The organism is Ectothiorhodospira lacustris (assembly GCF_022227845.1).
GTDB lineage: Bacteria > Pseudomonadota > Gammaproteobacteria > Ectothiorhodospirales > Ectothiorhodospiraceae > Ectothiorhodospira > Ectothiorhodospira lacustris.
In genome coordinates, this window is record NZ_JAJNQN010000025.1 from 1 (window position 1) to 13,369 (window position 13,369).

The 13,369-nt window shown below is 64.7% G+C and carries 9 protein-coding genes and 2 pseudogenes; 3 read left to right on the plus strand and 8 right to left on the minus strand.

Annotated features, from left to right (window positions below):
- The coding region (locus LQ956_RS14555) for an EAL domain-containing protein (protein ID WP_238623453.1) at positions 1-518 on the plus strand (518 nt) is incomplete at its 5' end.
- A gap of 212 nt (positions 519-730) precedes the next feature.
- On the opposite strand, the pseudogene LQ956_RS14565 reads toward LQ956_RS14555, so the two are convergent.
- From LQ956_RS14565 to LQ956_RS14595, 7 genes and pseudogenes are all read right to left on the minus strand, one after another.
- Positions 731-960: pseudogene (locus tag LQ956_RS14565) on the minus strand (hypothetical protein); the annotation flags it as partial.
- 84 nt (positions 961-1,044) lie between these two features.
- On the minus strand, positions 1,045-1,971 hold the full coding sequence (locus LQ956_RS14570; RefSeq protein WP_238630305.1) for a DUF7281 domain-containing protein: 927 nt from the start codon (positions 1,969-1,971) through the stop codon (positions 1,045-1,047).
- Entirely contained in the window at positions 1,968-3,215 is a 1,248-nt protein-coding gene (locus LQ956_RS14575) for a hypothetical protein (protein ID WP_238630304.1), read from the minus strand. The genes LQ956_RS14570 and LQ956_RS14575 overlap by 4 nt, the downstream gene beginning before the upstream one ends.
- Complete coding sequence (locus LQ956_RS14580; RefSeq protein ID WP_238623456.1) at positions 3,212-3,835, minus strand: condensin complex protein MksE; 624 nt, start codon at positions 3,833-3,835, stop codon at positions 3,212-3,214. The genes LQ956_RS14575 and LQ956_RS14580 overlap by 4 nt, the downstream gene beginning before the upstream one ends.
- Positions 3,832-7,497 (minus strand): ATP-binding protein, encoded by a 3,666-nt coding sequence (locus LQ956_RS14585; RefSeq protein WP_238630303.1) that lies wholly within the window; start codon positions 7,495-7,497, stop codon positions 3,832-3,834. The genes LQ956_RS14580 and LQ956_RS14585 overlap by 4 nt, the downstream gene beginning before the upstream one ends.
- A 177-nt stretch (positions 7,498-7,674) precedes the next feature.
- The gene (locus tag LQ956_RS14590) at positions 7,675-8,376 is read right to left on the minus strand and encodes a M48 family metallopeptidase (protein WP_238623448.1); all 702 of its coding nucleotides are present in this window, start codon (positions 8,374-8,376) and stop codon (positions 7,675-7,677) included.
- On the minus strand, positions 8,373-11,738 hold the full coding sequence (locus tag LQ956_RS14595) for a type I restriction endonuclease subunit R (RefSeq protein ID WP_238630302.1): 3,366 nt from the start codon (positions 11,736-11,738) through the stop codon (positions 8,373-8,375). Before LQ956_RS14595 ends, LQ956_RS14590 begins: the two co-directional genes overlap by 4 nt.
- Before the next feature lie 131 nt (positions 11,739-11,869).
- On the opposite strand from LQ956_RS14595, the gene LQ956_RS14600 reads away from it, so the two are divergent.
- Both LQ956_RS14600 and LQ956_RS14605 read left to right on the plus strand, forming a co-directional pair.
- Positions 11,870-12,253: an MbcA/ParS/Xre antitoxin family protein gene (locus LQ956_RS14600; RefSeq protein WP_238630301.1), complete on the plus strand. Its 384-nt coding sequence runs from the start codon at positions 11,870-11,872 to the stop codon at positions 12,251-12,253.
- Entirely contained in the window at positions 12,237-12,938 is a 702-nt protein-coding gene (locus tag LQ956_RS14605) for an RES family NAD+ phosphorylase (protein WP_238630300.1), read from the plus strand. The genes LQ956_RS14600 and LQ956_RS14605 overlap by 17 nt, the downstream gene beginning before the upstream one ends.
- 37 nt (positions 12,939-12,975) lie before the next feature.
- Here LQ956_RS14605 and LQ956_RS14610 read toward each other — a convergent pair.
- Positions 12,976-13,209: pseudogene (locus tag LQ956_RS14610) on the minus strand (hypothetical protein); the annotation flags it as partial.
- Positions 13,210-13,369: the final 160 nt, after the last annotated feature.

Sequence of the window (13,369 nt, forward strand, 5' to 3'; positions counted from 1 at the left end):
ACCTGTCAGCACGTGAGTTACGGGAGCCCGGCGTGGTTGAACGCATTCTCGGCGCGTTGGCCGATACCGGTCTGGAGGCCAGCGATCTGGAGATCGAAATCACCGAAAGCGCGGCCATGAGTTCCATTGAACAGACCATAGGCACCTTGACCGAACTCAACGATCATGGGGTGCGCATCTCCATTGATGACTTCGGCACCGCCTACTCATCACTGAACTACCTCAAGCGCCTGCCGGTATACGCCATCAAGATCGATCGATCCTTCGTCTCCGACATGGAAGAAGACCCCGCCAATCATCCCGAGGACGCCGCCATCATCCGCGCCATCATCGGACTGGGCGAGACCCTCGGCATGAAGGTCATCGCCGAGGGCATCGAAAACACCGTGCAACGGGACTTCCTGCTGGATCATGGCTGCGTGCAGGGACAAGGCTACCTGTTCAGCCGACCCATACCGGCCGAGGAGGTGGAGCGGTTGTTGCTGCAGTCGAAAGCCCTGGATCCTGACGATTCCTGACCGCATCCTGGTCACCCCACAGCTGTGGGGGCACGCTGCCATTGTGCTGGAAGTACATTCTTGCGCCATCGGGTAGCGTGCGCGTCGCCACTGCCTCGACTTCACCAACCTCGAAAAGGTCAGCGGCTCCTACGTGACCGACGAACTGCGTGATCGCGAGGATGACGTCATCTGGCGTGTCCGCTGGGGGGAGGACTGGTCTGCGCCGGGCCCGGCAAGATCATGGAACCACGACGGTTCTGGCGGTTGATGAGCAAGCCATGATCCGGCGTGATGCCGCGAATCACTTCCTGCCAGGCCACCCGGCAGTTTTCCCGGTCGCCCTGATCCCGCTGGTGAATGACCATGGAGCCACAGGCCCGCTCCACCACCTGCTGGGCCAGGCGCACCCGTGTGGCCTTCGGGCCATGTACTCTGCCAGCTGCGGCTGAAGGGAACCCATGAAGACATAGGTTCGAAGCTTGATTAATTCAGGGTATCGGGGTTGCAGGGCCTCAAGAGCCGCATACAGGCGGACAGAGCCCAATCATCGCGGAATGTGGATATGACAATCACGGGAGTCGGCGTCTGATCGGATCGCACCCAAAGGCACGACGACCAGTTGCCCATCGAACCACTGCTGGCGCAGGCCGCGCTGTTGCTCCAGCAGGATGGCCAGATAGTCGGTGAGGGGGTGTCCTGCGGGCAGACGGGCCATGTAGTCATGCAGGGCCGACTGGTAATGCTGCTGCTCTGCCGGAAGATGCTCGGGCGTGGCGCGCTCGGCCAGCCAGGTGATGGAGGGCAGCAGCAGATCGGTTGCGCCACTGCTCAGTGCGTTGCGAATCCCGGCCGCATCGAAGTCGCCAAAGTAGACATGCGGCTTGAGTGTGCCTGCCCAGGCCTGGGCCAGCCTGCCAAAACCACCGCCATAATGGCTGTCGCCACGATAGAGCAGCAGCGGGCGGGGCCAGGAGGTCAACGCCGGAAGATCGGGCGCCAGGCCGTAAAAGCTGTCCAGGTTTTCCACCTGAACCAGCACGTCGAAGGCAGACAGTTGGATCTGCCGCCAGTCCAGATCATGGACATGGCGGGGCGTCGCGGCGATGCCGGGCCGCGCTGAACCGGCGGGCAGACTGGCCAGCACGCGATGGTCCCGCGGATTTTCCCGCACCCCCTTCTCCTCGCGGTTGCCGTGGCGGGCCTGTTCGGCGGTGGTGAGGCCACTGAGGTTGGCGTCGATGGACGGCAGCCCCGAGGCCACCAGGGTGGCCTCGATCTGCGCCAGCAGTTCGCGGTCGAAGCGCAAGGTACGGGTGGAACAGCGCATGCCCAGCACCATGTCGTGCTCATGGCACCAGGCCTCGATCTCCGCCATGACCTTGCCACTGCGGGATTTGGCCACACCGGGCTCGTGGAGCAGCTTCTTGCGCACCTCACGCAGCAGCCTGTAGGCACCCGGTGACAGGCTCATGCCGGCGGCGCCAATTGCAACTGGACGTCGTGGATCAGGTAAAGATGATTAAAGGGGCTGGCCTGGGTTTCCACCTGACGCAGCCGGAAGGCGCGCTGCTCGCTTCGGGGCAGGCCCTGATACTCGGAGATCACCTGGAAGAGCCAGATCTCCTCATCCCACTCCAGACCGCTGCCCTGCAGATATTCCAGGGCACTGAGCCCCTCGCCGTCGTGATCCACCACCGTCAGATAGAACCCCTCCACATCTTCCTTGAGAGCCTGCTGGCGCGCGGCCACCCGGGTGTCCTCGGGCAACTGGGCAGCGCCGGCGGCAGTGACCGCCTCGGGGCGTGAAGCCGGCCGGGGCAGACGGTGGAGCAGTTCGGCCGCCAGACGGGCATCGGCATCGTGGTCCAGGGCCACGGCCCCCGCAGGCATGATGGGGGCCGCCCGGTTGATCAGTTCCGGCACTTCGCTGCGCAGGGCGTAGTTGCCGGGCACGAAGTTGGGGTGCTCGCGCAGGAAGCCGACCATGCCGGCCACCAGGCGACTGCGCGACTGCTGCTGACGGAAGCGCGCCATCAGCTCGATGAGCCGCCGCTGCACCTCGCGCAGACTGGTGAAGTGGTGGGTGAGTTGCTGCTGCAGGCCACTGACCAGCAGCTTGCGCAGGGCACCATCGCTGCCCACCAGCTCGATGAGTTCATCGAAGTCGATCAGCGCCAGGCCATCAAGCAGACGCACGATCTGCTTCTGGGCGCGCTCGTTCTCGCGGATCTTGTCGCCCAGGCGACTGACGAAACCGAAGTCGCTATTGAGCCGCCGCCACAGGCTGTCGATGGCGTCGGCAAAGCGCCCATTGAGATCATCCACCTCCTGGCGCAGACGCAGAAGCTGCTGCTCCTGGCGCCAGTACTCACCGGCATCCCGGGCCTCGCGGTAGCTCTGCACCAGCGTGCGCACCAGTTCGAGGGTCTCGGCCACGTCGGCATTGACGTGGCGACGGGTCTCGTCGGCCAGCATCTCGGCAATCAGTTCACGCACCTTGGGGGCCAGCTTGACGCCGCCCTGCTCATCCGGCCGCCACAGGATGCGCGCCGCCAACAGGCGGTTCAGCGCAGTGGTGCTCAGCCCCTCCAGAGGCACCTCGTCGCAGGTGTAGCCGGCCATGAGTGTCTCGGCGTGCTTGCCCAGCAGCGCCAGGCGCTCCACACCGGCGCTGACCAGCCGGCTCTCCAGGGCATGGGGGTCGCTGGTGCTCATAGCAGGGTCTGCTGAGTGGCCGTCTGATCGTCGATGGGCAGATTCTCCTCGTCGCGGATGAATCGCACCAGGTCGATCAGGTAGTCGATCTTGCCGGTCACCACGTAGTACTGACGCTCGGCGTGGGGCTGCTGCAGGTAACCATGCTCCTTGAGGCGCTTGAAGACCTGTTTGAGCTGGGCGTCCAGCTGGTCGCTCTGGGAGCCGAAGAAGGGATCGGAGGCCAACCGCTCCAGGCGCTCACGCAGACCCTGATGGTCTTCGCAACGGGAGCTGAAGTCGGCGGGCTTGAGCACGTCACCGGGGGCCGCCAGGCCATCGCGGCCCAGCGCCTCCTGCACCAGCTGCAACCACTCCAGCATGGGCATCAGGCTGCCCACGGTGTCACCGAGTTGGCGGGAGAGCTGCTCCCGGGCCGACTCGTCGAGCCGCAGCCAGGCCAGGAAATAGACGCTGGCATCGGTGTTGGTGGCCAGCCGACGGTTGAGCGGACGCAGATAGGCGTCGATCCGTTCACGGATCGCCTCATCCTGCAGATGACGGAATGCGGTCTCGTCACTCACCGCGCAGATGAAGTCGCCGGCCAGCAGGCGCTCCAGCAGGGGGCCGTGCTCGATCATGGGGTCACCGCCTCGGCGCGGGCCTGCAGGCGCTGGGCCAGACGGCTCAGGCGCGGTTCGATGCGCTTGAGCCGGCGTTTGGCCGGGTCAGCCTCGTCACGGTCGATCAGGTAGCGGTTGAGGAACAACAGCAGCACGTCCGACTCCGGGTTGGGGAAGGCGCCGACGATATGGATGCGGTTATTGTCGCAGGCATCAAAGACCTTCTCCACGTTGTGATAGGCCAGGGTGCCGATCTCATCGATGGGCCAGTGGATGGTCACCTGGGCGTCACCGCGCAACAAACGGGTGAAGGCCAGCAGGAATTTGCAAAGGATCAGATAGGCCATGCCGTGACTGGAGGACTCCAGCAGCTGGCGGTCGCTCTTGATCACGAGATCCGTACCGCCCTCGTTCAGATGCAGTTCCAGCCGCAGCAGGCTCTCGAAGCTGTACTGCTGGTCACTGCGCAACAGCTCCACCACGTCGGCCAGGGCGTCCAGGTAGTCATCCCCAGGCAGCGGCCGGCCGGAGTCGCGCCAGTCGCGGTAGTGCTGGGTGAAGCGCTTGAGCGGCTCCCAGAAGCCCAGCTCATCAATGGTGGACTGGATCTTCACCTCGGCGCGGCCAATACCCTCCAGCTTGAGATCATCGGCCACCTCATCGGAGAGACGCCGGCTCTGGGCGTTGATGCGTCGGTTGAGGTCGCGGAACACGGTGAAGAACTTGTCCAGGTCGTCGCCCAGGTTGCGTCCTTCCTGCTGGAGTTGCTCCTGCCGACCCTCCAGCAACTGGAGCATGCCGGCCAGCACCCCCAGCAGGCGGCGGGGGCTGGTGTCTTCAAGCCGGGTTCGCTCCGCCTCCAGGGTCTCCTGGAAATCGGTGCTGGCGCCCTTGATCAGGTCGGACTCCATCTTCTCGCAGCCCCGGCGCAGCTCATCCTGGGTGCGGGCATGGTCGGTCAGCGCCTGGCGGACACGTTCGATGCGCTCGCTGGCATCCCCCGGGGCCTCGCCCTGGGAGGCCGGTGCCTGTCCCAGGTGCAATGCATCCAGCCGGGTGAGCAGCGGCGCGAGGGTGTCGATCAATTGCTGTTCAGCGCTACGCTGCTTCTCCAGATCGGCGACCGCCTCCCGGTACTCCCGGCGCGCGGTGTCGAACTGCTGCTTGAGGTGCTCGCGCTCGCGCACGGCGCCCTGATGCTCACGGCTCAGCTCGGCCTCACGCGCCACCAGATGCGGCTTGCGCTCGCCCCACTCCACCCGCATGAAGCGCGTGTAGGCCTCGAGCTCCTCGCGACGCCCCTCGGTGTGGTGAATACGCTGTTCCAGTGCCTTGAGGCGTGAGCGGGTCTCGTTGAGGCTGGCGGTATCCACACCCTGCTCGGCCAGTTCACGCTCGAAGGCCGCCTCGAGCTCCTTGCGCTGACGGCGATTCTCCTCTTTGAACTCGGCCAACTGGCCACGGTACTGGGCGATCTGCTCATCAAAGCCGGCAAGCCGCCCCTTGAATTCGTCGCTCAAGGCCTGGCGCTGGGTACGGTGAGCATCGGCCAGCGCCTGCAGGGCCTGTTCCCGCTCCTGGTTCAACGCCTGCTGCGAGGCCTCCTGTTCATCAAGGGCCTGGCGGCAGGCGGCCTGGCGTGCCTTGCGGGCTGCCTCGTGGCGCTCCCGGCACTGGCTGCGCGCCTGCTGGGCGTAGTTCGTCTCCTCGCAGGCGCGGCGATGGGCAGCGCGGGCACGATCCAGCCGGGCGGAGGCGTCCTGCACTTTTTCGTGACGGGACTTGAGCCCCTTTTCGGCAACCTCCTCGGCCTTGCGGACCTGATCCAGCGCCTGCTGGGCGGCATCGATCTCGGCCAGCAGGGTGGCCTCGTCCCGGGCATGGTCCGGCAGGGCAACGGCAGCGAGATCCACCACCAACCCGTAAAGATCGTCGCTGCCATCGTCGTTGAACTGCGGGGCCAGGTCGCGACGCTCAAGCAGGTCCGGAGCGATCACCTTGCCCAGGCTCTGCTCCCAGCCGGGACGATGATGGCGCAGGAAGTGGCGCAGGCTGCCCTGGGCGGGGTCACGCTGGATCAGCAACCCGTCAAGCCGCAGCTGGGACCGGGAACGCTGCTGACGGGCAAGCTCCAGATCCCCCTCGGCGCCCTCGCGTTCGCGCTTGCGATCATCAAGCTCGATGCGCACCGCCTCCACCGCGCCAGCGGCGGCATTCTGTTCATCCTGAGCCTGATCCACCCGGGCCTGGGCCTGCTCGGACTCGCGGGCCTCCTCCGTCGTCTGGCCGTCATGGGCCAGCCGGGCCTTGAGCTCGGCAAGCCTCGTGGCGCCTTCATCCAGGCGGCTGCGGTAATCATCGTCCAGCGCCCTTCGGCGACCCTGATGGTCGGCTTCCAGGCAGTGTGCCTGTTCATCCCGGGCTTGGCGGCAGGCTTCCTTCTCCTTGTCGAGGGCATCGATACGGGCCTGGGTCTCCTCGCTGCGCCGTTCGAGCAGATCGCCAAGCTCCACCAGCCGCGCATCCAGGTTCGCCTTGCTCTCCTGGGCCGCCTGCTGCATCAGTTCCAGGTGCTCGCGCAGCTGCTGAAGCTCCTCGCGCCAATCGGGCAGGCTTTGGAGGTCACGCTCAAGCCCGGGCATATCGGCCTCCTTGAAGGCCTCGAACCGGCGCTGCAGGTCATCGAGCTCAAGGCGAGTCCGCTTCAACTCACTGTCCAGTTCGCTGATCCGGTCGTTGAGGGCGCCGCGGGCCTCCTCATGTTCCCGTTCTCGGGCCTGAAACCCGCGCCGACGCTCATTGAGCTGACCGTCGAGATCGGCGCGGGCCCGCTCGGCACGGTGGTGGTCGGCCTTGAGCTGCGGCCGCAGCTGACACAACGAAGTCTCCAGATCCGCAATCTCGCGGTCGAGGCGCTGCAGATCTACCAGGGCACGTTGCAGCGGTCCCAGCCGCATGGACTGGCGCATGCGGGCGATCCACTCCCGCGCCTTGGTGTTGCGGATACGGGTCACCGGCAGCTCAACGCCATCCTCCTCGAAGATGGCCGCCAGCATGGTCTTGAGGGTGTCCATCTTGCCTTCCTTGGCGTGCACCGCCGAGACCAGTTTCTCCATATGGCGGATGCGCTGCCCCGGACGCACCAGGCTGAACCGGGCCGCCATCTGACGCAGACGCAGTGCCTCGCGGCTGTTGCCGTATTGCTGGGTGAAATCGTTCTGGATCACCGAGCGATATTCGGAGCTGGCGCCCAGTTTCTGGGATACCTCAATGCTCTGGCGACGCAGCCCGTTGGCCCACTGGGCATACTCCAGGGCGGTTACACCGCCCTCGCTCACGAACAGATAGTCCTCGGGTCGATAGGGCGCGCCGACGAAGCGATATTCCACCCCGCCCTCGCTCTTGCGGGTGAGCACCGCCTGACAGACATCGCCCGCCTCACGGCGGTATTCGTATACAAGGTAGCTGTTGCGGTGCGGCAGGTAGAATTGGTCGAACTTCTGCCGTGTTCTGGGCACCACCTTGTTGGGCAACTCGCCGTAGAACACCGGCACCAGCCGCTGCAGGGTGGTCTTGCCCGAGGCATTGGTGCCGCAGATATTGGTGTGGCCGTCCACATCCAGTTCGACCACACCTTCAAGATGGCCGTGAATCATCACGATGCGTAGCAGGTGCGCCATGTCGCCTTCTGAGTCCATTGGCTTGGGAGACGCCTATCTTGCCAGAGACCCGCTGCGACTACATTCCCACAGCTGCGGCGCGGGCAAGGAGATGATCCGAGTGGTCTCCGGGATTGATTGGCATATCACGCAGTCACGCAGCGCCCTCATACGCCGGAGGAGCACCCGCTAAACCGCTCAAACCCCCTCCACCTCAATCCCATGCCGCGCCAGCCAGTCCTTGCGCTGCTCATAGTCCGGCATGAACCGCTCCAGACGGCGCCGGAAGGCGGGGGTATGATGGGGCTCGTGCAGGTGAACCAGCTCATGCACCACCACATACTCGGCAATATGGCGTGGCAGCAGGATGGTCTTCCAGTGGAAGTAGACCCGGCTCCCCTTGCCGCAGGAGCCCCAGCGGTAGCCCAGGTCCTGGATCTTCACGCCCGCCGGCTCGACCCCCATGCGCCGGGCCTGCTCTTTTACCTTGGCGGTCAGCCAGTCCGAGGCGCGGGCGCTGTACCAGCGGATGAAGTGTTCCCGGGCTTCGGGTAGGGCGTCCTCGCGGAGTTGGAAGCGCCCCGCCACGAGCTTCAGAGGGGCGTCCTGGGCATCATCGGGCACGCGCTTGAGTCGGTAGCTGCGACCCAGGTAGAGGAACCCCTCGCCGTTGATGTACTGCTTTCGCGGCAGCCGGCGGCGATTCTCGGCCTTCTCCGCCAGCTTGCGGTAGATCCACAACCGCTTTTCCACCACAAAGTCACGCAGGTGCTGCTCGTCGGTCCCGCTGGGCGCGGCAATGACCAGCTCGCCGTCCCGGTCCACGGTGATCTCCAACGTCTTGCGGCGCGCGCTTTCGCGCACCTCGAAGGTGAGATCATCCACGGCCAGCTGGGTCATGCGTTCACCAGCTTGTCGTGATTGCTGCGGGCCAGGTCCAGGAGCCGCTGTGTCACCTCTCTGCCGCGGTCGAATGGGACAACGCCCTTGATCATCAGCGTGGTGAATACCTCCTGGCGCAGGGCTTCCTGGTCCGGGATATGGGAGGGTTTCCAGAAGTCGGGGATGGCGATCTCCTCCTGGATCAGTTCCACCAGTTCCTCGGTGGTCTCCCACAGCCTGCGGGCCTGTGCCTCGTCCATCTGCTCCAGAGTCTGGCCACTGCTGGCCACCAGCTCCCGCCAGAAGGGCTCGGCATGGGCGGGCATGTCGGGGATCGCCTCACCGTCGATGGCGACCCCGTCACGGAGTTGGTGGATCAGGCCCTCCAGGGCCTCCACCTGTTCGGCCCACTGGCCATCCAGTTGCTGAAGCAGCGCCTCCAGGCGCTCGCTGAGGCGACCGTACTTCACCGGATCCTCGTCCAGGTGCTTGCGTACATGGGAGCGAACCGCGTGCTCCATCTCCGAGGCCTTGGCACGGTCACCCACCTGGCGGCCCAGGTGGGCATCGAACTGGGCATCGGTGAGTTGTACCGGCGGGATGCGCGGGTCGATGCCCAGGGAGATCACATAATCGTCGATCAGCTTGCGCACCTTGTTGCCGATATCCCGGCCGAGCTCCGGGGTGTCCTTGTAACGGTTGCGCGCCAGGGCGTGGATATAGGCAAGCCGCTTGGCGTCGTTGACGAACTCCAGCCCTTCCGGGCGCGGCAGCACGTCGTCCAGGCCGCGATTGAACGCCTTGAGCTTGACCATGAACTCGGCCCGCACCCGCTCGTCCGCCAGCGCCTGTACCGCCTCCTCGGTGTCGTCCAGGTCATCCACGCCCTGCCCGCGCAGCACGTCGATCACCCGCAGATGGCGATCGCGCAGCAGCGGGATCTCATCCTTGAGGCTCTGCAGGGCACCCTCGATATCTTCCTCGCTGTAGGCGGCCAGGGCCTCCTTGAGGTGGTTGGCCACGCCGAAGTAGTCCACCACGATGCCATGGCTCTTGCCGTGGCCGGTGCGGTTGACCCGGGCGATGGCCTGCAGCAGCTCCGCCTCCCGCAGGGACCGATCCAGGTACATCACGCCCTCGATGGGGGCATCGAACCCGGTGAGCAGCATGCTCTTGACGATCAAAAAGGCCAGCGGATCGTGCTTGGCGGCATCGGTGGGCGGTGTGCCGTCCAGCGGTGGCAGCGGCTTCTTGAAGCGCTGGATATGGCTGTCGACGGCGGCGCGGTCACTCCACTTCGCCCAGGTGGGATCATCGTTATTGCCGCTGCTGAACACCACGGCAAACGCCAACTGGCGCAGCACCTGGCGATAGCGCCAGGCCTGGATCGCCGCCTTCACCCGCAGGGGCCGCGTGAGCAGTTGGGTGTCATCCAATGCCTTGTCTTCGGGGGAGAGGGCCAGCGACTCTTCCAGCAGCTCGGCGCGGGCTGCCTCCAGGGCCTCAACGTAGCGCAAGGCGGCGCGGCGGCTATAGGCCACCAGCTGGGCCTTGTAGCCGTTGGGGAGAATATGGGTCACGTAGTGGCGCAGGATGTCCTGGGCCTTTTCCTGGATCAGCTGCGGCGCCTCAAAGATCTGCCCCTTGGTGGCGTACTTCTTCTTGATGGCCTCCAGCTCCTCCTTGCTGTGGTCGCGGAACAGATCCTCGAACAGGCCATCGAGGCTGGCACCGTCCTTGATCGCCCCCTTGGCGGTACGCCCCTCGTAGAGGATCGGCACGGTGGCGCCGTCCTGCTCCGACTCCTTGATGGTGTAGCGGTCGATGTACTCGCCGAAGATGTCGTGGGTGCGCTTCTTGTCGCCCATGATGATGGGCGTGCCGGTGAAGCCGATGCGGGCCGCGTTGGGCAGGGCGCGCATCATGTTGGCGTGCAGGTCGCCGGCCTGGGTACGGTGGGCCTCGTCCACCAGGATCAGGATGTCCTCGCTGGTATTGAGCACCTGGAAGGGCTCGCTCAAGGTCGGCTTCTTCGGTGTGCGGCCACCACTCAAGGGGCCTGGCTCGGCCACATCGCGGTGCTCCCAGTCCAGCCCCCTGCCCTCGGGGATCTCATAGGCATCGCCCTCCCCTTCGGCATCCGGGTCGCGGTATTTCTGAATGGTGCCGAACACCAGACCAGGGCCGTCCCGGGCCAGCAGCTTCTTGAGCTCGGTGGTATTGCGCGCCTTCTCCACGCGCTCGCCGGTGAGTCTCGCGGTGTCGGAGAGCTGGGTCTGCAGGTCCTTGCGGTCGGTGATCACCACCACCTTGAAGCGTCTCAGGGCGGGGTCGGTGCGCAGCTTGCGGACCAGAAACACCATGGACAGGCTCTTGCCGCTGCCCTGGGTGTGCCAGATGATGCCGCCACGGCGATCCGCCTCGCCATCCTGTCGGCGGGTCTTGCCGTGCTTCAAGCGCACCATGGCCCGGGTCACCCCACGGAACTGCTGATAGCGGCAGACCAGCTTGATGGTCTGGCCGCCCAGGTTCATGAACAGGGTGTAGTGACGCACGATGTCCAGCAGGTTGGCCCGGGTCAGCATCCCGGCAATCAGGCGCTGCTGGGCGGAAAGATCCGCCACGCCCAGGTCCATGACCACCTGGGCTTCGCGCCGGGGGGCCACCGTCTTCCAGCTCAGGTAGTGGGCAAAACGAGCGCCGATGGTGCCCGCTCGGGCCTCATCAAAGTTGCTGACAACAAGGAACTGGCTGGTGGCGAACAGGGCCGGTGCCCCCTCGTGCTCTCCCACTTCTCCGTCCAGCCAGCGCTGATCATGGTAACGGCGCAACTGGTCCACCGCCTGACTGATCCCCTCCGGCACACTGCGACTCTTGCACTCCACCACCACCAGCGGGATGCCGTTGACGAACAGCACCAGGTCGGGGATCACGTGGCCCTTGGCGCCATCGTGGCCGGGCGGGCACTTCACCTTGAACTGATTGACCACGGTGAAGACGTTGTTGGCGGGTTCATTCCAGTCGATAAACCGCAGCGTCTGGCCACGGCCTCCGTCCCATCCTTCCAGACCGTCCACGGGCAAGCCGTTCAGCAGCAGTTCGGTGGCCTGCTGATTCGCCTCCAGCACCTTGCTGGCGGGAAGGCGGGTGATGGCCGCCACGGCCTGGTCCATTCGCACATCATCGAGCCAGGGCTTGCCGTCTCGCAGGTTGATGGCGCGCAACTGCTGGCGCAGCAGCGGCTCCATCACCACCTGGGCGAAACTGTCGCGCTGGGTCACGGCGGGATCGTCCACCGAGCCGGCCAGAAACTCCCACCCCTGCCCCACCAGCTGGTCGATGAAGGGCTTTTCGACGTCCGTATACTCGGGACCTGCCATACCGTGGCTGCTCCATGGTGCTGTAGGGTTTTTGGTCACGCAATGGAGGAGGATAGATCATTTGAGCGCTATAATTGAAATATCAATCAAATGATCCATGATGAAACAGGCCACTGCCCTGGAGGTGCGCCATGCAAACCATGACGATGGAGCAACGCCAGACCCTGGCTGCCGCCGGGTTGCGGGCTTATCCAAACATTGCCCGGGCTTGGGGCCTCAAGGAGCAGGAGGCAGCGCGACTACTGGGGGTTTCCGGCCCAACCTATCGGCGCTGGAAGCGTGACCCGAACCGGATACAGGCGGACGTGAACCTGCTGGAGCGTCTCTCCCTGATTCTCGGCATCTACAAAGCGCTGCATATCCTGCTGCCAAGGCCCGAATCCGCGCATGGCTGGGTGAGACGACCGAACACCAACCCCCGCTTTGGCGGACACCCCCCCCTTGAACGCATGCTTGGGGGGCATGTAGCCGACCTGGTGGTTGTGCGGGAGCATTTGGATGCCGCCCGAGGCTGATCTTCTCGCCCAGTTTTCAGAGGTGGAGGTGCATTGGCCCAAGAGCTACCGGATCGTACCTTCCCGTTTCCCACCCATAGACCTCTTCGAGGGTGTTGCCGGACAAGTCGGCGATCTGGCGGCCCTCCATGAGCTCGAGGGCCTGACCTCGAATCGCCTGCGCGAGGCGGCCGGCGAGATCCATCTGGTACCCGAACAGGATCGCCGATTCGGGCCCGGCTACACGCCGGTCATGGCCGCCTTTACCTACCCGGCCCAGAGTCGTTTTTCCGATGGGGCCTACGGCGTGTATTACTGCGCCCGAGACGAGCACACCGCGGTGGCCGAAACCCGTCATCACCGCGAGCGTTTCCTCCGTGAATCGTCGGAACCCTCGATCAACCTGGAAATGCGGGTTTATCTGGCAGCGTTGCGGGCGCCGCTGCTCGACCTCTGCGCCCCCACTGGCACTCCCTACCTCGACCCCCACGATTGGCGGCCTTCGCAGCACCTGGGGCTTCAGGCCCGACAGGCGGGTCGTTACGGATTCATTTATCCCAGTGTAAGGGATACCGAGGGTGGTCTATGTGCGGGTGTCCTGAGACCACCCGCCCTTGGGCCAACCCGTCAGGGCAGGCACCTGCAATATCGATGGGATGGCGAAAGGATCACCGACATCATTGAACTGAGGGCAACGGGGTATTGACGTCAAACCACGATGTTGGTGTCAGGCACCAGACGCACGTTATGGCCGCCACGGCCTGATCCAATCGCCCATCATCGAGCCAGGGCTTGCCGTCGCGCAGGTTGATGGCGCGCAACTGCCGGCGCAGCAGAGGTTCCATCACCACTTGGGCGAAGCTGTCCCGGTGGGTCACGGCGGGGTCGTCCATCGAGCGAGCCAGAAACGCCCAGCCCTGCCCCACCAGTTGGTCGATGAAGGGCTTTTCGACGTCTGTATACTCGGGACCTGCCATGTCGTGGCTCCCTGCGTGGATTACTACCCTGAGCATACCAGCCCGGAGGCCAATAGCCCGTTTCGGATATTGCGACTTTTGTTTATTTCGAATAGCCTGACGGGTAACGATAGAATACGAGACGGCAGCCGGCAGTAGAGGGCTGTGTAGAGGTCATGCC

Bases quoted from the DNA above. Each gene is read 5' to 3' on its own strand.
- LQ956_RS14570 (WP_238630305.1), bottom strand. From the start codon at position 1,971: ATGAGCCTGTCACCGGGTGCCTACAGGCTGCTGCGTGAGGTGCGCAAG.
- LQ956_RS14575 (WP_238630304.1), bottom strand. From the start codon at position 3,215: ATGAGCACCAGCGACCCCCATGCCCTGGAGAGCCGGCTGGTCAGCGCC.
- LQ956_RS14580 (WP_238623456.1), bottom strand. From the start codon at position 3,835: ATGATCGAGCACGGCCCCCTGCTGGAGCGCCTGCTGGCCGGCGACTTC.
- LQ956_RS14585 (WP_238630303.1), bottom strand. From the start codon at position 7,497: ATGGCGCACCTGCTACGCATCGTGATGATTCACGGCCATCTTGAAGGT.
- LQ956_RS14590 (WP_238623448.1), bottom strand. From the start codon at position 8,376: ATGACCCAGCTGGCCGTGGATGATCTCACCTTCGAGGTGCGCGAAAGC.
- LQ956_RS14595 (WP_238630302.1), bottom strand. From the start codon at position 11,738: ATGGCAGGTCCCGAGTATACGGACGTCGAAAAGCCCTTCATCGACCAG.
- LQ956_RS14600 (WP_238630301.1), top strand. From the start codon at position 11,870: ATGCAAACCATGACGATGGAGCAACGCCAGACCCTGGCTGCCGCCGGG.
- LQ956_RS14605 (WP_238630300.1), top strand. From the start codon at position 12,237: ATGCCGCCCGAGGCTGATCTTCTCGCCCAGTTTTCAGAGGTGGAGGTG.